The organism is Rhizobium sp. GN54 (assembly GCF_021026345.1).
Taxonomy (GTDB): Bacteria; Pseudomonadota; Alphaproteobacteria; order Rhizobiales; family Rhizobiaceae; genus Mycoplana.
The window spans coordinates 245,208-270,281 of the sequence record NZ_JAJNCZ010000004.1 but is presented as its reverse complement, the minus strand read 5'-3'; the positions used below and the strand labels follow the sequence as shown (position 1 = coordinate 270,281).

Here is a 25,074-nt window from a genome sequence, read left to right as displayed (position 1 = left end):
TCCGCCCGCGCTACTCCGCCGCGCGCAAGGTGATGATCGCGCCGGACGGATCGATCACCTCGTAGAGGCCATCGGTTTCCGCCAGCGTGAGGATCGCATCCCCCGCAGCGTCCGTGAGAACGACCGTGCCGTCCCCCGCTTCCGTCCAGCTGGAGGCATGCGACAGCCCCGACCAGACCGCGTCGCATGCGTCGGATGCGGTCATGCGCATGCTGTGATGGGTCATCCGCTCGCCGCGGGTGAGCACGCAATCCGCCTTGGTCTCGATGTTGGCAACGGAGAATGCCTTCCCGGCGACAGACCCCGCATCGCGGGGGATCGACCCGGAAATGACCGGATCGACATCCGGCGGCGTTGTCCCGCCGATTGACCAGACACCGGCAAGAACGAGGGCAGCACCCAGGGCCGGCATGATCAGCTTTCGCATGGCTTTCTCCGAATTCGTGCGATTCGCCAGAAAGCATGCCACTGCAAACTTGCCGATTGGTTAACGAGCGGTTACCGCCTCGGGCGAGAACCCGCAGGCCGTCACCTCACCGGCGTCTCCGGCACGGGCATCAGCGGCCTGCCGGACCTGAACCAGGTCAGGAGATTACCGGCGACGAGATCGGCCATCGCGTCGCGGGTGGCGACCGAGGCGGATGCCACATGCGGCAGGAGGCTGGTATTGGGGGCTGCCAGCAGGGCTCCGGGAACATGCGGCTCGTCCTGGAAGACGTCGAGACCGGCGGCGGCGATCGTGCCGGAGACGAGAGCCGCTGTCAGAGCGTCCTCGTCCACGGTCCAGCCGCGCCCGACATTGATCAGGACGCCGTTCGGGCCGAGTGCGGCGAGCACGTCCGCATTGATCGTCTTGTAGGTCTCGGGCGTCTTCGGAACGATCGCGATCAGCGTATCCACCGCCTCGGCCATGCCGATCAGCGTCGGATGGTAGTCGTAGGGAGCCTCCGCGCGCCGGCTGCGGGTGTGATAGGAAATCGAAACGCCGAAACCCTCGAGCCGCCGGGCGATCGCGAGGCCGATCCGGCCGAGGCCGTAGATGCCAACCGAGCGCCCGCGCAGGGACAGCTTCGAAAGCGGGAAGGCGCCGGTGCGCTCCCACCGCCCTTCCCGGAGCCACGCCTCGGCTTCGGGAAAACGGCGAACGGTGTTGAGAAGCAGCGCGATCGCCGTGTCGGCCACCTCGTCGTTGAGCACGTCGGGCGTATTGGTCACGACGATCCCCCGGGCGGCAGCGGCACCGACGTCGACGCCGTCATAGCCCACGCCGAAACTGGCGATGATCTGCAGATTGGGCAGGCAGCCGATGGCGTCCGCGTCGAAACTGCCGGATACCGCAACGCCCTGGATGCCTTCTGCAATCCCCGGCGCAAGCTTGCCGGGCGCAAGCGCTGTGGGGCAGCGCACCAGCTCGACCGCTCCCTCCAGTTGCTCGGCGACGCGTTCGCGCACCTTCCCGACGATGAGAACCTTCGGCTTTTCCTGCATGGTCTTCCTGCCTTGATGATCGTTCGAAATTCAGTGATCGTGGCCGTTGTGGCGGAGCGGCCCCGTCGACTGGCGGATGCGCATTTCCGGCTTGATCAGGTGGATGCCGTCAGGCTCGTGGCTGCCTGACAGTTTATCGAGCAGCGCGCGGGCGGCGCTGCGGCCGACCTCGGACTGGCCGTTCCAGACGGTCGTGAGCGAGGGCGTCGCGATCGACGCCTCCTCCAGGTCGTCATAGCCGGTCACCGAGACGTCGCGGCCCGGCACCAGGCCGGCGCGGGCGATGCCGTTCATCAGCCCGATGGCGACGAGATCGTTCCAGCAGACCGCCGCCGTCGGCTTCTGCGGCAGCGACAGGAAATTGACGGCAGCCTCGAAGCCACCCTGCTTGGACCGGGGGCCGGGAATGCGAAGCGCCGGATCGACCTCGATATTGGCCTTGCGCAGCGCGTTGACGTAGCCCTGGTAGCGGTCGCGCCCGGTCGAGGTCTGGTCGGTGCCCCCGACCATGGCGATGACGCGGTGGCCGAGGCCGATCAGGTGATTGGTCGCAAGCGAAATGCCGTAGGTGTCGTCGCCGCGGAAGATCGGCACGTCGAGGCCGTCTATCGAGCGGGCGATCAGGATGGCCGGCATGCCGTTGTCCTCGGCCAGCAGGATGTCTTCCGGCGGCGTGCCGATCGCCGGCGACATGATGACCCCATCGCCGCCCAGTTGCAGCAGCGTCTCGATGAAGTTGCGCTGCTTCTCCACCGAATCGTAGTGGTTGGAAAGGATGAACGTCTGGCGGTCGCGGTCGAGTTCGCTCTCGATCGACTTCAGGATCTCGCCGTAGAACGGGTTCATGATGTCGTGCACGACGACGCCGATGATGCCGGACCTGGAGGTGCGGAGGCTGGCGGCGCGGCGATTGTAGATGTAGCCGAGCGCGCGCGCCTGTTCCTTGATCCTGTCCCGCGTCGAAAGCGCCACCAGCGGGCTGTCTCTCAGGGCCAGCGAGACCGTGGCGGTGGATACCCCGAGCGTTTCCGCAATCGTGGACAATTTGACCTTTTGCGCCATGCCCCTCCCCATGTTCGTGTCGCAGGTCGTTTAAATCGTTTATTTAAACTATTTAAAAATCCTCCGCAACAGCCTTGTCGCCATCCTGCAGCACGACGCCCCGCAGGTTGCCGTCCACGGTCCGCAGGAGCTTCAGCAGGGTGCGAACCTCCTTGTCGCTCAGGCCTTCGAGAGCCTGCCGCTCGCTGAGTTCGCAGGCCTTGCCGATCTTCTCCAGCGAGTCCCGGCCGGCCCTGGTCAGATCGACGACGGTCAGGCGGCCATCGGTCGTGTCCGGCCGGCGCTCGACGAAGCCCTGCGCCTCCAGCCTGCCGATGGTCCGGGTCATCGTCGGCGCCTTCACGCCGAGGCGTGCGGCCAGTGCGCCGGCGGTCATTCCGCCTGCCTCGGCCAAAGCCAGCATGACGCCGTCCTGCCCGGCATAGAGCCCGATCGACAGAAGATTACGGGAAAGCACCGTGCGGACGGAGCGTGCCGCCTGGACGACGGCGCCGGAAACGTCGGCCGGCCCGATCGCGGCATGCTCCTTCTTCCTGGCCTTCTCCTTCTTCTCTTCCTTCTTTTTCTTGCCCATCAAGCCTCCCGATCTTGTTTCGCCGCTGCCACCTTGTATGACAGAGGCGACCCGTTGACGACAAGACCATGCGCAAGACATCAAACGACGAGCTCTGAAATGGCGCGTTCCCTGACGCTGCGACCCGCACGACGCTGGCAGGACAACGATCCGGCCCTTCCGGCCTCTGCCCGCGGGCACTGGATCGCGGTCCTTCCGCTCGGCGCCCACGAGGGGCATGGGCCGCACCTGCCCTTCGAGACCGACTGGCTGATCGCCGACGCGATCGTCAACCGCCTTTCCGCAGCCCTTCCCATGGATCTGCCCGTAACCTTCCTTCCGACCGAGAAGATCGGCTATTCCCCCGAACACCTGGACGTGCCGGGCACGCAGTCGCTCGGCTGGGACGAGGCCGTACGGCGCTGGCTCGGCATCGCCGCCAGTCTGTCCGAGCAGGGTATCCGCAAGTTCCTCATGCTGAACGCCCATGGCGGCAATTCGCCGCTGATGACGATCGTGGCGACCGAGGCGCGGGTGCGCCACCACATGCTGGCGGTCGCGACAAGCTGGACCCGCTTCGGCCAACCGGACGGCTGGATCGCGCCGGAGGATAAGGCGATCGATATTCATGGCGGCGACATCGAGACCTCGGTGATGTTGGCGATCCACCCCGAACTGGTCCGTCTCGACAAGGCCGAGTGGTTTTCCTCCCGACAATCCGATTTCGCCAGGAGCTACCGGCATCTGCGCGCCTACGGCCCGCACGCCTTCGGTTGGAAGATGTCCGACCTCAACGAAAAAGGTGCGACCGGCGACGCGACGAAGGCTTCGGCCGAACGCGGCGAACAGCTTCTCGCCCACGCCACCGCCGGCCTCGTCGAACTGCTGGAAGACGTGCACGCCTTCGACGCATCGGCCCTGCGCTGACGGCAGCCGTTCTTCCGGCGCAATCGTGTCGGGGGAGCGCACCATGTATTGCGGCGACGGCACCCTGCGCCCTATATGAGGGCTGAAACTTTCAGGGATCCTGACATGACCGACACCGCCACGCAAAAACCCGTCCCCGTCACCGTGCTCACCGGCTATCTCGGTGCGGGCAAGACGACGCTGTTGAACCGCATCCTCACGGAGAACCACGGCCGGAAGTATGCCGTCATCGTCAACGAGTTCGGCGAGATCGGCATCGACAACGACCTCATCGTCGAATCCGACGAAGAGATCTACGAGATGAACAACGGCTGCATCTGCTGCACCGTCCGCGGCGACCTGATCCGCGTCGTCGAGGGCCTGATGCGCCGCCCCGGCCGGTTCGACGCGATCATCGTCGAGACCACCGGCCTCGCCGATCCCGTGCCGGTTGCGCAGACCTTCTTCATGGACGACGACGTGCGCTCCAAGACCGAACTCGACGCCGTCGTCGCGCTGGCCGACGCCAAGCACCTGCCGCTGCGGCTGAAGGACAGCCGCGAGGCCGAGGACCAGATCGCCTTTGCCGACGTCGTGCTGGTCAACAAAACCGACCTTGTCACGCCGGAAGAACTGGCCGTTGTCGAGGCGACCGTCCGGGCCATCAATCCGTCGGCTCGCATCTACCGCACCAGCCGCTCGGACATCGACCTCGCCAAGGTCCTCGACCAGGGCGCCTTCAACCTCGAGCGCGCGCTGGAAAACGATCCGCACTTCCTCGAACACGATCATCCCGACCACGTCTGCGGCCCCGATTGCGGCCACGACCACAGCCATGATCATCATGGGCATGATCACGATCATCACCACCATGACCATGACCATGATCACGGCCATCACCACCACGACCACGGCCCCTCGCCGATCCACGACGTCACGGTCCAGTCGATCTCGTTGCGCGGCGGCGAGATGAACCCCGACCGCTTCTTCCCCTGGATCCAGAAGATCACCCAGACGGACGGTCCGAACATCCTGCGCCTGAAGGGCATCATCGCCTTTGCCGGCGACGAGGAGCGCTATGTCGTGCAGGGCGTGCACATGATCGTCGAGGGCGACCACCAGCGCGCCTGGAAGGACGGCGAGAAGCGCGAAAGCCGCCTCGTCTTCATCGGCCGCGACCTCGACCGCGAGAAGATCGAGCGCAGCTTCAAGGCCTGTGAGGCCGCAGCAAACTGATGCCGACCGTCGCTCCTCTCGATCTCGACGGCCACGTCGTCGCCGCGGCCTTCCTCGGCGACGTCCCGTTCTTTGCGTCCGCCACCGGCGAGATCCATCGTCTCGACCATGGCCACAAGGTGAGCCAGGCCAATGACGGCCTGCTCGCCTGCGTCCGCGACGAGGCGAACAACACGCTCGTCACCGGCGGCGAGGACGGCAAGGTCTTCCGTATCGCCGCCGATGGAACCGCCACGCTTCTGGCCGAGGTGCCACGCAAGTGGATCTCGGTCGTTGCCGCAGGCCCGCAGGGCGCGGTCGCCTTCGCCGAGGGGCGGACGACCCGCGTCCGCCTTGCCGACGGCACCGTCAAGGAATTCGCCGAAAGCCGCACCGTCGAAGGCGTCGCCTTCGCGCCGAAGGGCCTGCGCATCGCCGTCGCCCGCTACAACGGCGCGACTTTGCACTGGGTCGCGACGGCCGGCCAGCCGGTCGACCTGGAGTGGAAGGGCGCGCATACCGGCGTCACCTTCTCGCCCGACGGCCGCTTCCTCGTCACCAGCATGCAGGAGAACGCCCTGCACGGCTGGAAGCTCGACAGCAAGCCCGGTGCCGAGACGCGCCACATGCGGATGACCGGCTACCCCGCCAAGGTGAAATCCATGTCCTGGTCGCCCAAGGGCAAGTGGCTCGCCTCGTCAGGCGCGCCGGCGGCGATCGTCTGGCCCTTCGCCTCCAAGGACGGCCCGATGGGCAAGGCGCCGCTGGAACTCGGCACCCGCGGCGACGTGATGGTCACCGCGGTCGCCTGCCATCCGGCGGAAGACGTCGTCGCGATCGGCTATTCGGACGGCATGGTGCTTGCGGCCCGCTTCTCGGACAATCGCGAGGTCCTGCTGCGCCGGCCCGGCAAGGGCGCGATCTCCGCGATCGCCTGGAGCGGCAGCGGCAAGCTGCTTGCCTTCGCCAGCGAGGCGGGAGACTGTGGCGTGGTCGACATCGCCGGCTGACGGCGGGCGGAGACAATTCCGGCACGAACGCCCGACAGGAAACGGGACAAAACGGCTCTTCGGACGAAGGGCGGAACGGGTATCAGGGGAATTCCATGCAAGGAAAGCTGCAAGGCGTCGCACAGGACGTTCGGGACGCTCGGGACGCTCGGGACGTTCAGTACCGGGGTTTGCCCGACACGGGCAGCCCCGTCTGGGAGGCGATCCGCACTGAAGCCATGGCTTTGGCGGAGCGTGAGCCGATGCTGCGCTCGCTCGTCCAGCCGGTCCTGATCTCCACATCCGGCACGCAGATGCTCGTCCGGGTCCTGGCGGCCCGGCTGTCCGCAGGCGGCTTCGACCGTGGCACGCTCGAGCAGGTGATGACGGCTGCGGCCGATGGCGACCTGCTGCGCGCTGCCGAGGCCGACATCGAAGCCGTCGCCACCCGCGATCCCGCCTGCCCCGGTCCCTGCCATGTCCTCGTCAACCTGAAGGGCTTCCAGGCGCTGCAGGTCCATCGTTTCGCCCATCGGCTCTGGCGCGCCGGAAAGCGCGAAAGCGCGCGCTTCCTCGCCACCCAGGCCGCGCTCGCCTTCGACGTCGACATCCACCCCGCCGCCCGCATCGGCTCCGGCGTCATGCTCGACCACGGCTCCGGTATCGTCATCGGCGAGACCGCCGTCATCGAGGACGATGTCTCGATCCTGCAGGACGTCACTCTCGGCGGCACCGGGCGGGAGACGGGCGACCGCCATCCGAAGGTCCGCCGCGGCGTCATGATCGGCGCCGGCGCCAAGATCCTCGGCAATTTCGAGGTCGGCGAATGCAGCAGGGTCGCGGCCGGCAGCGTCGTCCTCAAGCCCGTGGCGGCCAAGACGACCGTCGCCGGCGTGCCGGCCGTGCTCGTTCGCGTCCACGAACGGGCCGAGGTCCCGGCAGAAGAGATGTCACAGGACATCCTGTAGACCTGCCGCGGCAGGACAAACCCAACGAAACCTGAAGTGAGGTAAGCGGCCCGGATCGAGTTCCGGACCGTTCCCCTACCATTCCAGCTCCAGATGCGGCCGGCCGTCGGAGGTTCTTGCGGCCGTCCTGCCCGTCTCGTCGACCGTGCAGTTCACGCGCTGCCGGAAGGCGGAGAAGCTCTCGAAGGTGACCACGTCGACAGGCTCGTCGAAATGCAGCGTCAGCCGGTAGTGCCCCGGTTGCGCCGTCAGCGCCTGCACGCCCAGCACCTTCGCATCGAAGGGCTGGCCGAGATAATGGCCGCGCACGCGCGAGCCGAGCCGCCACGGATCGAATGGCGGCCGGTTGCCGACGGCGGCATGGAGGGTGTTCCAGTCGCGAAAGCCGTATTGCGCGGCGACGAGTTCGAGCGCGCGGGAATGGCCGATCGGCTGGCCGTCGGCCTCGAAGCGGGCCCGAAGGCGCCTGGCCTGATCCTTCAGGCCGTCAAGGGAAGGGAGTGGCGTCGACAGACGCATGGGTTTCTCCAGTGTCTGCATGCGTTCGTTCGGAGGGGTCCGCATTGCCGCCGGTTCGCATGCCTTGAAAGCTGGAAAACCGTGTGCCTGTACGAGAGACTTCACCAAAGCTTGCGCTTGCGGACGGCAGGGGCTCTCACCCTGCGCGATGGGGTACACGTCTGGACCGCGCCTGTCAAATTCTGCCGCCCGGCGTCAGCTCTCCGCCGTGCCGATGATCTTCGCCAGCAGTGCGTGCAGGTCGTCGCGGTATCCGTTGCGCGCGGAAGGCCCGCTCTCGTCCGAGGTCATCGCCACCGTCAGCCCGAGGTCCGGCACGATATAGAGCATCTGCCCGCCATAACCCCAGGCGAAATGCACCGTCCTGCCGCCGATCACGCGCTCGAACCAGCCGTAACCATAGCCGTCGTTGGAGAAACGCGAACGGGTGCGCGACTGCCAGGATTGCCGGATCCAGTCCTCCGGGACCAGTTGCGCGCCCTCCGGCGTCCGTCCGCCGTTGCGATAGAGCTCGCCGAAGGCAAGCAGCGAACGCGCGCTCATCGCCATCTGGTTGCCACCGAGATAGATGCCCTGCGGGTCACGCTCCCACGCGCCGATGCGGAAGCCCTCGAGCGGCCCCAGCCAGTCATGCGCCAGCACCAGCGTCGGCTTGCCACCGACCTTCGTCAGGATCGCCGAGAGCAGGTGGGTGGAGGCGGTGGAGTAGAGCATCCCGCCGCCGGGTTCGTCGACGAACGGCGCGGCGAGCGCGGCCCGCACCCAGTTCCGGCTTGACACCCAGCGTCCGTAATTGCCACCCGACATCCGCTCCAGCCCGGCCTGCATGGAAAGGAGATGGCCGATCGTGACCCGCGCCAGCCGCGGATCCGGTTCCGCCGGCAGGTCGCCCCTGAGGATCGGTGCGATCGGCTGGTCGACACCCTGAAGCAGCCCCTTGTCGATGGCGATCCCGACCAGGGCCGAAATGATGCTCTTCGAGGCCGACTTGATATTGGTGCTCTCGCCGGTCGTGTGGCCGCGATAACCCCGCTCCGCCGCCACTGCACCGTTGCGGGCAACGATGACCGTCCGCAGCGCCGGCAGCGAACGCGCGTCGTCGAGGATGCGGGTCAGGTCGGCCGGAGCATTCGCAGCGGCTGTAGACGACGGCGTCTGGGCGCGGACGGAAAAGGGCGCCGTGGTCAGGGTGAGGGAAAGGGCAGCAAGCAGGGTGCGTCTGTTCATAGGACACGAGGTAGGTCGCAGCTTCGCCGAATTCGTGGCCGCAGGCGCGATATCACGCGCTTTTGAAAGGCGGTGAGGCCGGCGCGACCTCGTTTCGCGCCGGCCCGGCGGCCGCAATCGCGACCGCGGCTCTTCCGTGCCCCCGCCGGAAGAGCGTCTTCAGAAGCGGTAGGTGATACCCGTGCCGATCAGCCAGGGATCGAGCTTGGCCTTGCCCGACAACGGCGCGCCGTCGAGCTTGACCTTCCATTCCGGCTCGAGGAACAGCTTCTTGACGTCGAAGTTCACGCCCCAGTGCTCGTCGATCATGTAGTCGAAGCCGACCTGCAGGGCCGCGCCGAACTCGTTCTTGACGTCGAGGTCCGAGAACGCGCCCTTACCGGACTGGTTGTAGAACAACGTGTAGTTCACGCCCGCGCCGACATAGGGCTTGAACGCGCCGAAATCGGTGAAATGGTACTGCAGCGTCAGCGTTGGCGGCAGCAGCCAGGTCTTGCCGACCCTGCCGAGCGCATCGATCGAGCCGGCGGCGTCGATATTGGCATAGGTCGTGCCCAGGATCAGTTCGGCCGCGATGTTGTCGGTGAAGTAATAGGAGATGTCGAGCTCCGGAACGATCGTGTCGCTGTAGGAGAGATCCGAACCGTCGATGCCGCTCACACGGCCGGAATTGTTGGTGATCACGCCCAGCGCGCGCAGGCGGATCTGCCAGGGGCCGAGTGCCCGGATATCCGCCGCTTCCGCCGCTGCCGCCGCCGGTGACATCAGGTCCGCCGCCGCGGCAGCCTGCCCGATCGCCGCGAGGGCTACGGCCGCAACAAGGCTCAAGGGGCGGGTCAGGGTGTTCGACATCTCTTCTCTCCTTCGTCGATCATTGACAGCGGCACGAAGCGCTGCACCGCAGCCAATATCCTGCGCGGCCGAGAGACGGAGTTGAGATGGATCAATACTTTAGCACTGTCTGCCCGCGACATTGCCGCGCGCATGACGACCGTGGCGGAAATGCTACGCCCCCTCTGCCTGCCGGGCGGGCGGACGTTCGTCGCAACCGAAAGAGGTACTTCGCAGGGATAAGTTGACTTTTGCTTTATAAGCGATCGATCATATTCACTTGTTTTGCGTGGAGGCTGTCATGGCAACAGCATTTGCGGTGCCCCTCAAAGTCTCACTTCTGGTATTCGGTCTGGTCCTTGTCGGCGCCCTGGTTGCAAGCGGAAGCGTGCAGGCCCAAAGCCCGTGCAATCCAAGCATCAGCCAGTGCACATAAGCGACAATGGCAACCGTTCCGGCACAGGACCAGGTCGCTGGCTTTCTCAGCGAGCAGAGTTCCTTTGCGTTGTCGCTTGCGGTGGGCGCGATCGTGATCGCGCTCTATGCGAGGAAACGCATAGAGGAGTTCACGCGGCCGCCGAAGGGCGAGGAGTTTGATTTCACCAAGATGCTGACGATGGGCGACATCGTCGGGCGATCGATCTTCAACCGCTCCTTCGTGCTCTACCTGATCTTCCTGGAATTCCTGTATCTGTTCATGTGCACGGCCAAGCCCGTCGTGCTGCTGATCGCCAACGATCCGACCGGCGCACAGGCGCCCTTCCAGGGCATGGCATGGCCCTTCGGCGCGGCCCTGATCGTGGTCGGCATCCTGCCCTCGGTGCCGATGGTCGCCCAGATCGAGGCGATGCTGCGCGGGCTTGCCCAGCGCGTCGCCAGTATTCCCGGCGAGTTCTATGCCCGCGTGCAGCGCCTGTCGCGCAACGACATCGAGACGCTGGTGGCGGATGCGCCGGACTACCGGCGGGACATGCGTAAGTTCTGGCGCATCCGCAATCTCCTGCTCGGCCTCGGCTTCAACGAGGACCAGGCGACGCTGATGGGGCGCAACTGCATCGCGTTGCGGCTGTTCGCGACGCTCACGATCCGCGGCGAACGCATCTGGTCGAAGGAGGAGTACGAGAAATACCGGGAGATCATCCAGGTCCTGCGGCCAAAGTCCGACATGCTCGAAAACGAGATCGAGACGCTCGTCTCAGCGACGTTGAAATCGCCGCAGGTCAGGGAGATTCTGGCGAAATCGAACATCGAGGATCCCGCGCAGGATCTCTCCCGGGAAACCGGCGAGAAGCTGAACCGTGACGCGGAGGCGCTGGTGCGCGCCCTCAACGATTCCGTCGACGAAAAGGACCTGAAGGCCGTCAGGAACTACGAGGAACTGGTGAAGCGCTGGTCGCTGCTGGCCAGCGAATGCGAAACCGGCGCGAAGCGGCTCTCCGCCCTCTTTGCGATCCTCGCCCGCAACGATCGCGAGACGGCGCTGACGATCAAGAGAGGCGCCGCCCCGGGCATGCTTCCGGCGGCGAAGAAGCCAGACGCCGTTCTGGCGACCCTGTTCAGGCTGGTCAACGACAGTGTCCCGACCTATCCGTGGAGCAACGCGGCGCTGCTTGCGATCGGCATCGGCTTCGTCGGCTGCGTCGTTCCGCTCTGCCTCTACCTCTACGTCACGGAAGTCCTGACGCAGGCCGCAAAACCTGAGGTCGACTGGGGTCAGGCCATTGCCCGGACCGATGCCACGACGATCATCAAGAGCGGGCTGATCACCGCGCTCACGGTGGGCGCCATGTTCGCCCTCACCAGCCTGATCGCCCTGTTCCTGCGTTCGCTGCGGATCGAGGAGGAGAATTGGGAAAGGTTCACCAGCATCTGGAACTTCCCGTTCGCGAATTATCTGGCGATCGTCTCGTGGAGCAGCCTTGCGGCCTTCATGCCGCTCCTGGTCTCGTTCATCATCTACTACTACATCGGCCCCGGCGTAAAAGACCTCGACAAGATGACGCCGGAGATCATCGCCAGCGACATGTTCTTCCGCTACATCCTCGGGTTCGTCGCGGTCGCCTATGGCGTGAGCACATGCATCATCGCCGATTTCATCGACGAAGGCCGAACCGAGAGCGCCAGATATATCGTCTATCCGCTGATCTTCATTCTCGCGGTGGAGGTCCTGTGCCTGCTCGTCAATCCGAGCTATGCCGAGCAGCCCCGCGCCTTCTGGCACAATTTCGTGGCGGTGGCCTGCTACAGCCTCGTGGCGCTGAAGGTGTTCCAGCGAAGCTTCAGCGAGATCGTCGCGCGGTCCGGCGGCCGCGAACCGCGCGAGGCAACGTCACGGGACGCATCGCTCGTCTATGGCGGGCCGGTGATCTGATCCGGCCCGTCCATTGCGTGGCGGCCCTCAGGCCGCCTTCGGAAGCTCGCCCCGCCCGAGCCGGCTACCGGAAGCAACGAGCATGCCGGCGGCGCCCTCCAGCCAGCCTTCCTTCAACTCCAGCGCCAGGAAACGGTGACGCTCGAAGGGACCGGGCATGACGAGATGGGCGGCCTTTCCGGCAAAGAAGCCGAAGCGCTCGTAATAGGGCGCATCGCCGACGAGCAGCACGGCGCCGTGCCCGCGCTGGGCGGCCTCGGTGATCGCCGCGCGCATCAGCGCCGACCCGATACCCGTGCCTTCGTAGTTCGGATCGACGGCGAGCGGGCCGAGCAGCAGCGCCGGCACCGGATTGCCGGACGCATCCACGCCGGCCTCGACGTTCCACAGCCGCACCGTGCCGATCACGTGGCCGTCGCCATCGCGGGCGACAAGCGCCAGGCCTTCGGCCGGCACCCGGCCCCGGCGCAGCTTCTCCGACGACTTGCGGAAGCGTCCCTCGCCCATGGCGCGGTCGAGCAGGCGCTCGCGCGCCAGAACGTCGCCGGCATTCTCCCGGTCGATCGCGAATGCGGATGGCGCGAAAAACGCGCGGACAGAACCAAGAACAGTGGCCATCCCGGCCTCCCGAACTTCAAATTGCCGCCACCAGCGGACATCGGAAATCATTGTGAGTGGCGCTCCCGCTTACCGCGGGAGCTGCCTCGACCGGTTCAGATCACGTAGGCCTTGAGCGGCTCGAAGCCGTTGAAGGCGACGGCCGAATAGGTCGTCGTATAGGCGCCGGTGCCCTCGATCAGCACCTCGTCGCCGATCGAAAGGGTGATCGGCAGCGGGTACATGTTCTTCTCGTAGAGCACGTCGGCCGAATCGCAGGTCGGGCCGGCGATCACGCAGGGCTCCATCGCATCGCCGTCGCGCGTGGTGCGGATCGGGTAGCGGATCGCCTCGTCCATCGTCTCGGCCAGACCGCCGAACTTGCCGATGTCGAGGAACACCCAGCGATGCGCGTCATTGTCCGACTTCTTCGACACCAGCACGACCTCGGCCTTGATCACGCCGGCATTGCCGACCATGCCTCGGCCCGGCTCGATGATCGTCTCCGGGATGTGGTTGCCGAAGTGCTTTTTCAGCGCGCCAAAGATCGCCTGGCCGTATTCTTCGGCCGCCGGCACGTCGCGCAGATACTTCGTCGGGAAGCCGCCGCCCATGTTGACCATCTTCAGCTCGATGCCCTGCTTGGCAAGCTGGACGAAGACGCGCTTGGCATCGGCGAGCGCCGCATCCCAGGCGTCGACCTTCGTCATCTGCGAACCGACATGGAACGAGACGCCGTAGGAGACGAGGCCGAGTTGGTGGGCGTAGACGAGCACGTCGACGGCCATCTGCGGCACGCAACCGAACTTGCGCGACAGCGGCCACTCGGCGCCCTCGCCGTCCGTCAGGACGCGGCAGAACACGCGTGCACCGGGAGCGGCGCGGGAGATCTTCTCCACTTCCTCGTGGCAATCGACGGCGAAGAGGCTGATCCCGAGCGCATGCGCACGGGCGATATCACGCTCCTTCTTGATCGTGTTGCCGAACGAGATCCGGTTCGCCGTTGCACCCGCATCGAGCGCCATTTCGATTTCGGCGACGGACGCGCAATCGAAGTTGGAGCCCATGCTGGCCAGAAGGCGCAGCACTTCCGGCGCCGGGTTGGCCTTGACGGCATAATAGATGGCACTGTCGGGCAGCGCGTGGCGGAACGCCTTGAAGTTGTCGCGCACGACATCGAGGTCGACCACGAGGCACGGACCGTCGGGACGTCGGGTGTTCAGGAAGTCGATAATGCGTGCAGTCGCCATTTCAGTATTCCCATGATCCAGCGCTCCGGAAAAACCGGAGGACAAAGGGCATACGCGTTCATGCGATGGAACCAGCCGGTGGAGACCCCGGAACCAAGCATGCGCGGTATGCGCGAACGGTGAACCTGAGCCCGCCTAGGCTCGGATTCGGCTTTGTCTGCCATGGATTGGAGGGAATGGTCCCAACCGCACTTCCGGCAATGAAGGTGTGCCTCTTCAGTAACCCCGGCTGATGGAAAGCCGGCAGACACCAGAAAGGCCCGCACCGTCGTTGCTTCAAGATGTCCTCGCATTTCCCGGTTGGCCGGAATAGCGACTGGAGCGGTTAGTTCCAGGTACCTTACCGAGATCCTCACCAAATCGAGGGTCGGCGGACACCCACAGGCACGTGCGACTTTGGGCAAGGGCGGAGATAAGAAGATTCCCTGTCGCAATCAAGAGTTTTTTGGCCCCGCTATTGAAAAAAATCGCCCCGCCCACGACATTCCGGTTCCCGCATCCGATACGGCATCGCAGCAAGGACAATTGCATGGATACGCTGACCCGCATTCGCGCCTACATAGACGTCGTGGATGCAGAAGGGTTTTCCGCAGCGTCCCGCAAGGTCGGAAAGTCCAAGGCGCTTCTGTCCAAATATGTGCGCGAACTGGAAGACGAGCTCGGCGCGCTGCTTTTGAACCGCACCACCCGGCAGTTCTCGATGACGGAAGCGGGCCACACCTACTACCGCACGGCCTCGGAGATCCTGAAGGAGATCGACAACCTCGCCGATCTCGTACGCGAGAAGAACACCGACCTGAAGGGCAAGCTGAAGATCTCCGCCCCGCGCACCTTCGTGGACGCCGAGATCGGCCAGTCTCTCATCGATTTCGGCCGCGAGCATCCCGAACTGTCGCTCGAGATCGTCTCCGACGACCGCTTCGTCGATCTGGTCGAGGAAGGCTTCGACGTCGCGATCCGCATCACCCGGCTGGAAGATTCCACCCTGATCGCGCGCAAGCTCGGCGACTTCTACCTGAAGATCTGCGCCGCACCGGACTTTCTGGAGAAGACCGGCCCGATCACCCACCCCTCCGACCTCTCCCGCCTGCCCTGCGTGATCGACACGAACGGCAAGTCGCACAGCAACTGGCGCTTCATCGACGCAAAGGGCACGGGCTTCAGCGTGCCCGTCAGCGGACATATCGAGGTCAACAGCCCGACATCCGCCGTGCGCGCCGCCCAGAGCGGCCTCGGCATCGCGCAGGTACCCGAATTCATCGCGCGCAGCCGCATCGAATCGGGCGCGGTCGTCTCCATCCTCGAAGACTACCTGCCCGCCGACCGCGGCATCTACGCGATCTATCCGCATCGCCGCTACCTGCCGGCGAAGGTGCGCACCTTCGTGGATTTCCTGCACAACTGGTTCAGGAAGAACGGCGACGGCGCCTGAATGCGCCGGGCGCGACAATTCGCGCTCGGCCGAAGTCCCAATTCCGGCCCAATTGCGGTACATTCGGTAGCGAATCCCCAAAGCCGGACGAGAGGTTACCCTCGCGCATGAAGCACGCTCCCCTCCTGATCGCAGGTGCCGCCTGGCTGTTGCCGGCCGCCGCCCTGGCGCATCCGCACATCTTCGCCGAGGCGCGGCTCGAGGTCGTCGCCGGCGAGGACGGCACGGTATCGGAACTGCGCAACGTCTGGCGGTTCGACGAAATGTTCTCCTCGAGCGTCGTTCTCGACTTCGACAAGAACTCAAATCTCAAGCTCGACCCGGACGAACTGGCCGAAGTGGGCCAGACCGTCCTCGAGTCGCTGGAGGAGTTCAGCTACTACACGACGATCACCGAAGACGGGAAGACCGTGAAGGTCGGCAAGCCGGACGCGATCAACGTCGATTTCCAGGACGGCCAGCTTCTGATGTTCTTTACGCTCAAGCCCGGCCAGGCCATGCCGCTGAAGGGCAAGCTGACCTTCGGCGTCTACGATCCGACGATGTACGCCTCGATGGATTTCCCAACCGACGACAACATGGTGGTGGTCGGCGACAGGTTCTCCGCCTGCAAGCACCAGGTGGTGCGGCCGGACCCGGACGAGGTGCTTGCGCAGAACGAAGGCACGCTGACCGATGCCTTCTGGAACGACCCGACCGGCACCGACATGTCGCGGCTGTTTGCGACGAGACTGGAAGTGACATGCTGAGACCTCGACATGGAAAGCGCGCCGCAGCCCTTGCCCTTCTCGCCCTGCTGGCCGGCGCCGGAGTGGCGCTGGCGCAGTCGCCGCTCGGCATCGGCAGCGCTGAACCGGGCTTCGGCACGTCCGGCGGCATGTTCGGCAGCCTTTTCGCCTGGATCAACGCCCATCAGCAGGCCTTCTATCACGCGCTCACCGGTGCGCTGAAGAACATGCGCGAGAACCCGTGGGCCGCCTCCACCCTCGTCGGACTGTCCTTTGCCTACGGCGTCTTTCACGCCGCCGGCCCCGGCCACGGCAAGGCGGTCATCTCCTCCTACATGCTGGCGAACGAGATCGAGCTGAAGCGGGGCGTGGCGCTGTCGTTCATCTCGTCGATGCTGCAGGGGATCGTCGCCATCCTGCTCGTCGGTGCTGCCTATCTCGTGCTGCGCGGAACCGCCATCTCGATGACGGATGCCACCCGGGCGCTGGAGACGACGAGCTACGCACTGATCGCAGCCTTCGGCGCCTGGCTGCTCTATCGCAAGCTCTGGCGGAGCCGGTCCCGCCGCACGGCGCCGGTCGAAGCCTATGCCATGGCGCTTGCCGACACCGCCGGCCACGGCCACCACCTGCATGCCCATGATGCCCATGATGCCCACGGCGCGCCCGCGCACAGCCATGCCCATCATCACCATGGCCATGATCACGGCCATTCGCATGCGGCGGGCGAGGTCTGCGCCACCTGCGGCCATGCCCATGCGCCGGATCCCGAGCTTCTGAAAGGCGACCGTTTCGCGCTCAGCGAAGCTTGGTCGGCGATCGTCGCCGTCGGGCTGCGTCCGTGCTCGGGCGCGCTGATCGTGCTCTCGTTTGCGCTTTTGAACGGGCTCTATGTCGGCGGCCTGCTCTCCGTCATCGCCATGTCGATTGGCACTGCCATCACCGTTTCGGCTCTCGCCACGCTGGCGGTCACCGCCAAGGGCGTCGCCATGCGGCTTGCGGGCGGCGACAGCGCCGCCCTCCGCGTCGGCAACGCCATCGAGATTCTCGGTGCGCTCCTGGTGATGGTGCTGGGCCTGGTGCTGCTCGGGGCCTCGCTGCAGGGCTGAGCCGGAACGCCTACTTGCCCCGGCGCCTCTGGTGGCGGGCCCTCAGCCAGAACAGCAGGAAGAAGGCGAGCACGAGCGCGGTGCCCAACGCCGCCGAAAGCCAGGGCGAGACACTGCCGAGCGAGATCATGACGCCCGGCAGGAAGTAGAAGGCAAGCCCGGTGACGAGCAGGATGACGGCGGCCGCGATCGCCGAGGATCGATTTCCCTTTTCGTCCCCGCTCACGGCGCACCCGCCTGCTTCAGGTCCGCGCGGATGTCTTCCAGCCGCCGCTTCTGGTTTCCCTGCGCGTCGAAATTGTCGGGCGACAGCCATGCCTCGAAGGCCTTCGCGGTGACCGGCCATTCGCTGTCGATGATGGAGAACCATGCGGTGTCGCGGTTCTGCCCCTTGGATAGCATGTGCTGGCGGAAGACGCCCTCGAAGCTGAAGCCGAGCCGCTGCGCCGTGCGCTTGCTCGCTTCGTTGAGGTTGTGACACTTCCATTCGTAGCGGCGATAGCCGAGATCCTCGAAGGCATGCCGGGCGAGCAGGTACTGGCCTTCCGTCGACAGCGGCGAACGCGCCATCGCCGGACCATGGGCGATGCCGCCGATCTCCACCACGCCGTTGGCCGGATCAGGCCGCATGTAGTTCGCCATGCCCACGACCTTGCCGCTCGCCTTGTCGCGGAAGACCTCCGTCACCCAGCCGCCCTTGCCGACAGAGGCGAGCCACGCATCGAAATCCGCGATGCCGGAAAAATCGTCCTGGGTGAAATATTTCAGCAGCGGATTGATCGCCAGCCCGCCGAAGCAGTCCCACAGGGCTTCGAGATGCGTTGCGCGATCATAGGGCTCGACGCGGACGTAGCGTCCTTCCAGCGTCACGGGGGCCGGCGCCGGCCGGGCCGTCCAGTGCTTCAGATCGTGCATTCCTTCTCCCCCGCTTCCCGGTTCGTCGCTGCGTCACGCTCCCAAGGAGGCATAGGGCAGCAACGGCCGGGAAACAAATGCAAAGTGCTGATGCGACGATCAGGCCCAGGGATTGGAGGTGGGACTGGAGGCGGGACCGGCCGGAACCTTCGCCGAGGACACCGTGGCCTCGATGTGATCGACGAGCGCGTCCGGCAGCCCGAGGCGGCCGGCGAGCAGGTCGAGATAGCCGCGCTCGGCCCGGCTGTCGGGCTCGATCGTCAGCCGCGAGGCCGTATAGAGCTCGACGCGCTGCTCCTCGGTCCTGGCGGCTGCGACGATGCCGTCGAGATCGGTCGGATCGGCGAGTTCCTTCTCCAGGAAGGCGGCGGCATCGCCGCTGAGGCCGGAGACCTTGAGCCTGTCCATGATATGCGCACGCTCGGCAGCGTCGATGTGGCCGTCGGCGCGGGACGCGGCGATCATCGCGCGTATCAGCGTCAGCGCGAAATCGTCGCTGACGGCCTGCGTGGCAAAACCGGAATCCGACGGCGGCGGCAGCAGTTCCGGCTGCCGCTCGACATCCGGCGCCGGTGCTGCGGGAGCCTGGCCGGCCTTGTAGTTCTTGTAGGCCTGGTAACCGAGGCCGGCGATCGCCGCCAGCCCGCCGAGCTTCAGGGCAGTGCCCGCGACCTGGCGGCCGCCGCTCGTGCCGAGGAGAACGCCGGCGATGGCGCCTGCTGCGAGTGGATTGTCCTTGGCTGCCTGCGTCACCTGTCCTGCGCGCTCGCGCACGGTGCCGCCCGCGCCCGGGATCTGCGATCCGAGGAACTGATCCAGCAACTTTTTCGCATCGAACATCGGGGTCTCTCCCTTCACGTGTGAGCCGGAGTGAGAGATAGGGATGCGAGGCCGGATTACAAACCGTGGTTTTCAAGAATCGTGATCGTCGCACGCGAGAGCCGCACGACGACCGCAGGCGCAGGGCTGTCGGCGCCCCGCGCTCAGCCCTTCAGCTGCGCTGCCTCGGCGGCGAGCCTGGTGATGCCGGCCCAGTCGCCCTTCGCAACCAGATCCTTCGGCGCGACCCAGGAACCGCCGACGCAGATGACGTTCGGCAGCGACAGGTAGTCCTTCGCGTTTGCCAGCGAAATCCCGCCTGTCGGGCAGAACAGCGTGCCGGCAAGCGGCGAGGACAGCGCCTTGAGGTAGGAGGCGCCGCCGGCCTGCTCGGCGGGGAAGAATTTCAGTACCTCGTAGCCCTCTTCGCGCAGCGCCATGACCTCGCTGGCGGTGGCCGCCCCCGGCAGGAGCGGCACCGGCGATTGCGAGGCAGCATCCAGCAGCTCCTGGGTGGTGCCGGGGCTGACGATGAACTGCGAGCCGGCCTCGACCGCCTCGTCGAACTGCGCCGCGTTCAGGATCGTTCCGGCGCCGGCGACGGCACCCTCGACTTCGCCTGCGACGCGGCGGATCGCTTCCAGCGCGGCCGGCGTGCGAAGCGTGATCTCGATCGCCTTGAGACCGCCTGCGACCAATGCACGCGCCAGCGGCACCGCCGTTGCCGCGTCGTCGACGATCAGGACAGGGACGACCGGCTGCAGCTTCAGCACGGACAGGAGCTTTTCGGTTTTCTCGGCCATCGGCGCATTCCCTGAAACGATTGAATCTGGCCGTGAGATACCTTTTCGGGACGCGCGTGTCGAGAAAAAAGGCCCGCTGCAAAGCGGCGCGGAACCGGATCTCGGCAAGGGTCGTTGCAGGCATCGCAACAGAGACCGGCAGGCGTCGGGATCTTTCGCGCCTTGCCATGACAGGCTCATCGTGTACAGTTTGTTCAACCGACTACCACAATGCGAAAGCGAGTGGCATGGCCAAAGAAATCGAGAGAAAGTTTCTGGTTTCCGGCAAGCGGTGGCGTCTTTCGGCCGATGCCGGCGTACCCATCAAGCAGGGCTATCTCGCCACGATGGACGACCGGTCGCTGCGCGTCCGCGCCTATGGCGACGGGCGTGCCTGCCTGACACTCAAGATCGGCCAGGCAGCCCTTTCCCGCGACGAGTACGAGTTCGAGATCGACCCGGCCGTCGCCGAGGAGATGCTGGGCCAGGCGGTCGGCACGGTGATCGAGAAGGTGCGCCACGAAGTCGCGTACAAGGGCTTTACCTGGGAAGTCGACGTCTACGGCGGACGCTACAGCGGCCTCGTCGTGGCGGAGGTGGAACTGCGCAACGAGACCGACAGGCCGGAAATCCCCGACTGGATTGGGCGGGAGGTGACCGGCGACTATCGCTATTCCAACCAGGCAATGGCCCTGTCCGAAGGAGCGCTCCGGTCCTCTCATGAGCCTCAGTCTCAAAGCGGATAAATCTCTTCAAAGCGAAGTCCGTCGCGTTGCGTCCCGATATCTCTCGCGGGCGCTCGACGCACTGGAGAAGCAGCCCGAAGGACCGCACGAGGCCATACACACCGCCCGCAAGCAGTTCAAGCGCATCCGCAGCCTCTACCGGCTGGTGGCGTCTGCCGACAAGGGCTTCCAGAAGCGGGAGAACGAGCGGATCGGCACGCTGGGCCGCAGCCTCGCGGCGAGCCGCGACGCCACCTCGCTGGTGGAGACGGCGCACCGTCTGGGCGAGGCCGCCTCGACCGCCGAGGAACGCATGGCGCTGGAACGCATCCACGGGAAGCTGGTGGCCCGCCGCGACACGATGGTCGATACCGCCGTAACGAAGGAACGGATGGACGAGGCCGTATCCACCTGCAAGGAGGCCCTTGCGGCTGCGGAACGCCTGCGCATCGACGGGGGCCACAAGCGCGCCGCCGAAGTTCTCGGCCACGGCTGGCGGTCGACCGGCCGCAAGGCCGCCGAAGCGCTCCGGCTGGCCAGGGAGACCGGCGAGCCAGACTGCTTCCATACGCTGCGCAAGCGCACGCAGGACCGCTGGGTGCATTGCCGCTTCCTGGCCGAGGCCTGGCCGGCGGCCTTGAACGGCACGCGCAAACAGGCGCGGGTGCTCGTCACGCTGCTCGGAGAAAACCAGGACATCGCCCTGCTGACGAGCTTCGCCGACGCCCATCCGGGCGAGATCGGCACGCCGAAGGACCTGACGCACCTGCTCGCCGTGATGATCGCCGAGGGCGGCCGCCTGCGCGCCGAGGCGCTGCCGCTGGCCGAACTGCTCTTCCCCGAAGATCCCCGCGAGGACGCCGGCCGCATCGAGCTCCTGTGGCGGCATGCCGCCTGAGCGCGGCGGTGTTGCGGCAACGGGGCCGATTGCACCGCAACGCGCAAAGCTGTATTCCAGCGGCCATGACCGAGATTGACACCGACACGGCGCCGCGGACGGAAGCATCCTTCCTCGTCGCGGCCCTCTATCACTTCGTATCCGTGCCGCACTTTGCCGCGTTGCGCGCGCCGCTGCAGGCCCTGTGCGAGGAAAACGGCGTGCGCGGCACCCTGCTGCTCGCCCACGAGGGCATCAACGGCACGATCGCCGGCCCATCAGGGGGCATCCGCACCGTCCTCGCCTTCCTGCGCGCCCAGCCCGAATTCGCCACGCTGGAGCACAAGGAAAGCCACGCCGCGGAGATGCCGTTCCTGCGCATGAAGGTGCGGCTGAAAAAGGAGATCGTCACCATGGGCGTCGAGGACATCGACCCCAACCGGGTGGTCGGCACCTATGTCGAGCCCGGGGACTGGAACGCGCTGATCTCCGATCCCGACACGATCGTCATCGACACCCGCAACGACTACGAGACCGCGATCGGCATCTTCAGGGGAGCGGTCGATCCGCAGACCAAATCCTTCCGCGAGTTTCCCGACTGGGTGCGTAACCATACGGGCCTGCACAACAAGCCGAAGATCGCCATGTACTGCACCGGCGGCATCCGCTGCGAGAAGGCGACCGCCTTCATGAAGGAGCAGGGTTTCGACGAGGTCTACCACCTCAAGGGCGGCATCCTGAAGTACCTGGAAGAAGTGCCGGCGGACGAGAGCCTGTGGGAGGGCGCCTGCTTCGTCTTCGACGAGCGCGTCTCGGTCACCCATGGCCTTCAGGAGGGCGAACACACGCTCTGCCGCGCCTGCCGCCATCCCCTGACCGCCGAGGAGATCAAGGCCGCCACCTTCGAGCCTGGCGTCTCCTGCCCGCATTGCTTCGATAGCCGCAGCGACGAGGACCGCGCCCGTTTCCGCCAGCGCCAGCTGCAGATGGATCTCGCCCGCAAGCGCGGCGAACGGCACCTCGGCAAGTAGGCCGAAGACCGCACGCTCATCCTTCCGGAGAGGACCCTATTCGGGCATGCCTTCGAATTCGGGAAGGTTGCCCGCCATGTGATCCCATGGCTGGCGGCTGCGCGTCATGATCGCGTCCTGCGGGGCGAATTCCGACGGATCGTCCAGCGTGCCGGCATAGATCGTCCAGCGATCGTCGCCGTCCGCCCCGGACCCGAGCACGATGGTGCCGCAGGTCGGGCAGAAGTGCCGGAGGGACGGCTGGCCGCTTTCGGCGGTCACCGCATAGGACCGCACGTCGCCGCTCCAGGAGAAGTCCGAGCGGCCGAAGATCATGTAGCAGCTGTGCCCTGTGCCGGTCGCCTTCTGGCAGTCGCGACAATGACAGAACCCGGAATATAGCGGCGCGGCCACGGTCTCGTACCGGACCGAACCGCAAAGGCATCCACCCTTCATCACCTGCTCCTCCCTGTTGCAGAAATGCAGCCTCTGGCGGCGACGTTCGCCTTGCAACGTCGCAGCAAGCTCTACGGAAGACAAGTCAAACCTGCGCATGCCTCGTTTCGGACCGGGCATTTCGACATGCCGGCAAGTGTGCTAGGGATTCGCCTTCACGGAGCAACAACAAGGAGTTACCCGCGATGAAGATCAGTGCGCGCAATCGGCTGAAGGGCAAGGTGGTGGATGTGACGCTGGGGGCGACGACTGCGCATGTGCGGATCGACATCGGCGGATCCGTCATCACCGCCTCGATCACCAACGAAGCGGTCACCGAACTGGGGCTTTCGGCGGGCAAGGAGGCCTACGCTGTCGTGAAGGCCTCCGACGTCATGGTCGCTGTGGACGACTGACGGGTCTCCCGTCTCAGTCCTGCGGAGCGCCGCCGATACGGGCGGGCGCGCATGTGAGATGCGCGCTTCCCTCGATCTTGCCGACGACGACGTCGACCCCGAAGACGGAGCGAAGCGCCGCGGGCGTCAGCACCTGCTGCGGTTCGCCCACGTCCACGATGGAACCGCCCGCCATCAGCGCGGCCCGGTCGGCGACGAAGAAGGCGTGATCCGGATTGTGCGTGGACAGCAGAATTCCCTTTCCGCCTGCGGCCAGCAGCCGAATCTGCTCGAGAACCTGGAACTGGTGTCCGTAGTCCAGGTTTGCCGTCGGCTCGTCGAGAACGAGAAAGCTGGCCTCCTGCGCCAGGGCCCGGGCGATCAGGACCAGTTGCCGCTCGCCGCCGCTGATCTCGGTATAGGGCCGGTGCGCCAGCGACTGGATGCCAAGCCGCGCCATCGCTTCGAACGCCAGGTCGCGATCCCTGCGTCCCGGCTGCTGGAAGGCGGTGAGCCTCGATGCCCGCCCCATGACCACGATGTCCAGCGCCCGGAACGGAAACAGCGTGCCGTGCGCCTGCGGCACATAGGCGATCTTCGACGCGATCTCGCTGCGCGAACACTGCGCCAGGTCCGTCCCGTCGACGAGGACGCGGCCGGCAAGCGGCCGCTGAAGACCGAGGATCGTCCTGAACAGCGTCGTCTTGCCGACGCCGTTGGGCCCGAGGACGGCCAGCACCTCGCCGGCATGGACCGACAGGCTCATCTTCGAGCCGATCGCAACCCGGCCATGGCCGAAAGCCAGTTCGTCCAGCCGGATCATCACGACCAGCCCGTGCGGCCGGTCGCCAGCAGTGCGAGGAAGAAGGGCGCGCCAATCACCGCGGTGAGGATACCGAGCGGCACTTCCACCGTGGAGACCGTGCGCGCGACCGTATCGATGACGACGAGGAAGGCCGCGCCGAGAAAGAGGGATGCGGGCAACAGGACCCGGAAGTCCGGCCCCACCAGCATGCGCGCCATGTGCGGGATGACGAGGCCGATCCAGCCGATCACGCCGCTGATCGAGACGGAGGCCGACGTGATCAGGGTGGCAGCGACGATCAGCGCCGGCCGGAGCAACCGCGTCTCCACGCCGAGCGCGCGCGCCTCGTCGTCGCCGAGCGACAGGAGGTTGATCCGCCAGCGCAGGAGATGAAGGACGGCAACGCCGAGGACGAGGCTGGGGACGACCAGCAGCAGATCCCCGTTCGTGACGCTGGCGAGGCTACCGAGCAGCCAGTAGGTGATCGCGGGCAACTGGTCGTAAGGGTCCGCCAGGATCTTCAGCAACGAAATCCCCGCCGCCAGCAGCGCTGCGATGGCCATTCCCGCGAGCACGAGCGTCAGGACAGGATCGCGCCCGCGAACCGCCAGCCCGACCGCGTAGACCACCCCCAGCGCGAAGAGCCCGCCGATGAAACCGAGCCCCTGGATCGCCAGCACCGGCAGCGACAGGAATATCCCGAGGACCGCCCCGAGGCTGGCGCCGGCCGAAACGCCGAGAATGTCCGGCGACACCAGCGGATTGCGGAAGACGCCCTGATAGCTCGCCCCCGCAGCCGCCAGCACCGCGCCGACGCAGAGCCCCGCCATCACCCGCGGCAGGCGGACATTCCAGATCACGTTGCCGAGCGTCGGGTCCAGGTCCTTCGCCGTTCCTGCAATCCCGTTCCAGAGGATCGCGAATGTCGTTCCCGGGCTCACCGGGAACTTGCCGACCGACAGGGCGACGAGAACGACGATGGTCAGGAGCGCCGCCGCCAGACCGTACGCGGCGGCCGCTCGCATCCTCGCCGGCCGATCCGCGGCGCCAGTCTCGCCCATTTGGA

Annotated in this window: 28 protein-coding genes; 12 read left to right on the top strand and 16 right to left on the bottom strand. The window is 65.9% G+C overall.

Translation table 11 applies throughout. From position 1 onward, the window contains the following. Positions 1-10 precede the first annotated feature (10 nt). The 4 genes from LQK81_RS13340 to LQK81_RS13325 form a co-directional block, all read right to left on the bottom strand. The gene (locus LQK81_RS13340; protein ID WP_230806853.1) at positions 11-427 is read right to left on the bottom strand and encodes an AprI/Inh family metalloprotease inhibitor; all 417 of its coding nucleotides are present in this window, start codon (positions 425-427) and stop codon (positions 11-13) included. Positions 428-528: 101 nt separating this feature from the next. Then, complete coding sequence (locus LQK81_RS13335; RefSeq protein WP_230806852.1) at positions 529-1,488, bottom strand: 2-hydroxyacid dehydrogenase; 960 nt, start codon at positions 1,486-1,488, stop codon at positions 529-531. A 30-nt stretch (positions 1,489-1,518) separates the two neighbouring features. Then, positions 1,519-2,550 (bottom strand): LacI family DNA-binding transcriptional regulator, encoded by a 1,032-nt coding sequence (locus LQK81_RS13330; RefSeq protein WP_230806851.1) that lies wholly within the window; start codon positions 2,548-2,550, stop codon positions 1,519-1,521. Positions 2,551-2,602: 52 nt separating this feature from the next. Continuing rightward, entirely contained in the window at positions 2,603-3,124 is a 522-nt protein-coding gene (locus tag LQK81_RS13325; RefSeq protein WP_230806850.1) for a MarR family winged helix-turn-helix transcriptional regulator, read from the bottom strand. A 99-nt stretch (positions 3,125-3,223) separates the two neighbouring features. Between LQK81_RS13325 and LQK81_RS13320 the strand changes: the two genes are divergently transcribed. The 4 genes from LQK81_RS13320 to cysE all read left to right on the top strand — a co-directional run bounded on the left by LQK81_RS13320 (position 3,224) and on the right by cysE (position 7,181). After that, positions 3,224-4,030, top strand: a complete 807-nt coding sequence (locus LQK81_RS13320; RefSeq protein ID WP_442967127.1) for a creatininase family protein — start codon at positions 3,224-3,226, stop codon at positions 4,028-4,030. 105 nt (positions 4,031-4,135) lie between these two features. Beyond that, a complete protein-coding gene (locus tag LQK81_RS13315) occupies positions 4,136-5,245 on the top strand; it encodes a CobW family GTP-binding protein (RefSeq protein ID WP_230806849.1) in 1,110 nt (369 codons plus the stop codon). Further along, positions 5,245-6,234, top strand: a complete 990-nt coding sequence (locus LQK81_RS13310; RefSeq protein WP_230806848.1) for a WD40 repeat domain-containing protein — start codon at positions 5,245-5,247, stop codon at positions 6,232-6,234. Before LQK81_RS13315 ends, LQK81_RS13310 begins: the two co-directional genes overlap by 1 nt. Before the next feature lie 170 nt (positions 6,235-6,404). Then, entirely contained in the window at positions 6,405-7,181 is a 777-nt protein-coding gene (cysE, locus tag LQK81_RS13305; protein WP_230807131.1) for a serine O-acetyltransferase, read from the top strand. 75 nt (positions 7,182-7,256) lie between these two features. On the opposite strand, the gene LQK81_RS13300 is transcribed toward cysE, so the two are convergent. From LQK81_RS13300 to LQK81_RS13290, 3 genes are all read right to left on the bottom strand, one after another. Continuing rightward, positions 7,257-7,700 carry a glyoxalase superfamily protein gene (locus tag LQK81_RS13300; RefSeq protein ID WP_230806847.1) on the bottom strand — a complete coding sequence of 148 codons (444 nt, stop codon included), beginning with the start codon at positions 7,698-7,700 and terminating at the stop codon, positions 7,257-7,259. A gap of 195 nt (positions 7,701-7,895) precedes the next feature. After that, complete coding sequence (locus tag LQK81_RS13295; RefSeq protein ID WP_230806846.1) at positions 7,896-8,927, bottom strand: serine hydrolase domain-containing protein; 1,032 nt, start codon at positions 8,925-8,927, stop codon at positions 7,896-7,898. A 159-nt stretch (positions 8,928-9,086) separates the two neighbouring features. After that, positions 9,087-9,779: an OmpW/AlkL family protein gene (locus LQK81_RS13290; protein WP_230806845.1), complete on the bottom strand. Its 693-nt coding sequence runs from the start codon at positions 9,777-9,779 to the stop codon at positions 9,087-9,089. A 421-nt stretch (positions 9,780-10,200) separates the two neighbouring features. Between LQK81_RS13290 and LQK81_RS13285 the strand changes: the two genes are divergently transcribed. Continuing rightward, entirely contained in the window at positions 10,201-12,129 is a 1,929-nt protein-coding gene (locus LQK81_RS13285) for a hypothetical protein (protein WP_230806844.1), read from the top strand. 27 nt (positions 12,130-12,156) lie between these two features. Here LQK81_RS13285 and LQK81_RS13280 read toward each other — a convergent pair whose 3' ends face one another. Next, on the bottom strand, positions 12,157-12,747 hold the full coding sequence (locus LQK81_RS13280; protein WP_230806843.1) for a GNAT family N-acetyltransferase: 591 nt from the start codon (positions 12,745-12,747) through the stop codon (positions 12,157-12,159). 95 nt (positions 12,748-12,842) lie between these two features. Next, positions 12,843-13,976 (bottom strand): ornithine/lysine decarboxylase, encoded by a 1,134-nt coding sequence (gene odc2 / locus LQK81_RS13275; RefSeq protein WP_230806842.1) that lies wholly within the window; start codon positions 13,974-13,976, stop codon positions 12,843-12,845. 529 nt (positions 13,977-14,505) lie between these two features. Here odc2 and LQK81_RS13270 point away from each other — a divergent pair. The 3 genes from LQK81_RS13270 to LQK81_RS13260 all read left to right on the top strand — a co-directional run bounded on the left by LQK81_RS13270 (position 14,506) and on the right by LQK81_RS13260 (position 17,245). Then, positions 14,506-15,408 carry a LysR family transcriptional regulator gene (locus LQK81_RS13270; protein WP_230806841.1) on the top strand — a complete coding sequence of 301 codons (903 nt, stop codon included), beginning with the start codon at positions 14,506-14,508 and terminating at the stop codon, positions 15,406-15,408. 107 nt (positions 15,409-15,515) lie between these two features. Next, positions 15,516-16,157: a DUF1007 family protein gene (locus LQK81_RS13265; protein WP_230806840.1), complete on the top strand. Its 642-nt coding sequence runs from the start codon at positions 15,516-15,518 to the stop codon at positions 16,155-16,157. Beyond that, positions 16,151-17,245: a nickel/cobalt transporter gene (locus tag LQK81_RS13260; RefSeq protein ID WP_230806839.1), complete on the top strand. Its 1,095-nt coding sequence runs from the start codon at positions 16,151-16,153 to the stop codon at positions 17,243-17,245. Before LQK81_RS13265 ends, LQK81_RS13260 begins: the two co-directional genes overlap by 7 nt. A gap of 10 nt (positions 17,246-17,255) precedes the next feature. On the opposite strand, the gene LQK81_RS13255 is transcribed toward LQK81_RS13260, so the two are convergent. The 4 genes from LQK81_RS13255 to LQK81_RS13240 all read right to left on the bottom strand — a co-directional run bounded on the left by LQK81_RS13255 (position 17,256) and on the right by LQK81_RS13240 (position 19,782). Continuing rightward, entirely contained in the window at positions 17,256-17,471 is a 216-nt protein-coding gene (locus LQK81_RS13255) for an intracellular growth attenuator family protein (protein ID WP_230806838.1), read from the bottom strand. Continuing rightward, positions 17,468-18,160 (bottom strand): GNAT family N-acetyltransferase, encoded by a 693-nt coding sequence (locus LQK81_RS13250; RefSeq protein WP_230806837.1) that lies wholly within the window; start codon positions 18,158-18,160, stop codon positions 17,468-17,470. The genes LQK81_RS13255 and LQK81_RS13250 overlap by 4 nt, the downstream gene beginning before the upstream one ends. 99 nt (positions 18,161-18,259) lie before the next feature. Then, on the bottom strand, positions 18,260-19,000 hold the full coding sequence (locus tag LQK81_RS13245) for a tellurite resistance TerB family protein (RefSeq protein WP_230806836.1): 741 nt from the start codon (positions 18,998-19,000) through the stop codon (positions 18,260-18,262). Positions 19,001-19,143: 143 nt separating this feature from the next. After that, a complete protein-coding gene (locus tag LQK81_RS13240) occupies positions 19,144-19,782 on the bottom strand; it encodes a 2-dehydro-3-deoxy-phosphogluconate aldolase (RefSeq protein ID WP_230806835.1) in 639 nt (212 codons plus the stop codon). 227 nt (positions 19,783-20,009) lie between these two features. Here LQK81_RS13240 and LQK81_RS13235 point away from each other — a divergent pair, with 227 nt between their 5' ends. The 3 genes from LQK81_RS13235 (at position 20,010) to trhO (ending at position 22,394) form a co-directional block, all read left to right on the top strand. After that, entirely contained in the window at positions 20,010-20,507 is a 498-nt protein-coding gene (locus LQK81_RS13235; protein WP_230806834.1) for a CYTH domain-containing protein, read from the top strand. Next, positions 20,482-21,384: a CHAD domain-containing protein gene (locus LQK81_RS13230; RefSeq protein ID WP_230806833.1), complete on the top strand. Its 903-nt coding sequence runs from the start codon at positions 20,482-20,484 to the stop codon at positions 21,382-21,384. The genes LQK81_RS13235 and LQK81_RS13230 overlap by 26 nt, the downstream gene beginning before the upstream one ends. A 65-nt stretch (positions 21,385-21,449) precedes the next feature. Then, a complete protein-coding gene (trhO, locus tag LQK81_RS13225) occupies positions 21,450-22,394 on the top strand; it encodes an oxygen-dependent tRNA uridine(34) hydroxylase TrhO (protein WP_230806832.1) in 945 nt (314 codons plus the stop codon). Positions 22,395-22,430: 36 nt separating this feature from the next. Here trhO and LQK81_RS13220 read toward each other — a convergent pair whose 3' ends face one another. Further along, a complete protein-coding gene (locus tag LQK81_RS13220; protein ID WP_230806831.1) occupies positions 22,431-22,829 on the bottom strand; it encodes a GFA family protein in 399 nt (132 codons plus the stop codon). A 185-nt stretch (positions 22,830-23,014) separates the two neighbouring features. Between LQK81_RS13220 and LQK81_RS13215 the strand changes: the two genes are divergently transcribed. Continuing rightward, the gene (locus LQK81_RS13215; protein ID WP_230806830.1) at positions 23,015-23,224 is read left to right on the top strand and encodes a TOBE domain-containing protein; all 210 of its coding nucleotides are present in this window, start codon (positions 23,015-23,017) and stop codon (positions 23,222-23,224) included. A gap of 13 nt (positions 23,225-23,237) precedes the next feature. On the opposite strand, the gene LQK81_RS13210 is transcribed toward LQK81_RS13215, so the two are convergent. Both LQK81_RS13210 and LQK81_RS13205 read right to left on the bottom strand, forming a co-directional pair. Then, on the bottom strand, positions 23,238-24,029 hold the full coding sequence (locus tag LQK81_RS13210; protein WP_230806828.1) for an ABC transporter ATP-binding protein: 792 nt from the start codon (positions 24,027-24,029) through the stop codon (positions 23,238-23,240). Next, complete coding sequence (locus LQK81_RS13205; RefSeq protein WP_230806827.1) at positions 24,026-25,069, bottom strand: FecCD family ABC transporter permease; 1,044 nt, start codon at positions 25,067-25,069, stop codon at positions 24,026-24,028. The genes LQK81_RS13210 and LQK81_RS13205 overlap by 4 nt, the downstream gene beginning before the upstream one ends. Between the last annotated feature and the right edge of the window lie 5 nt (positions 25,070-25,074).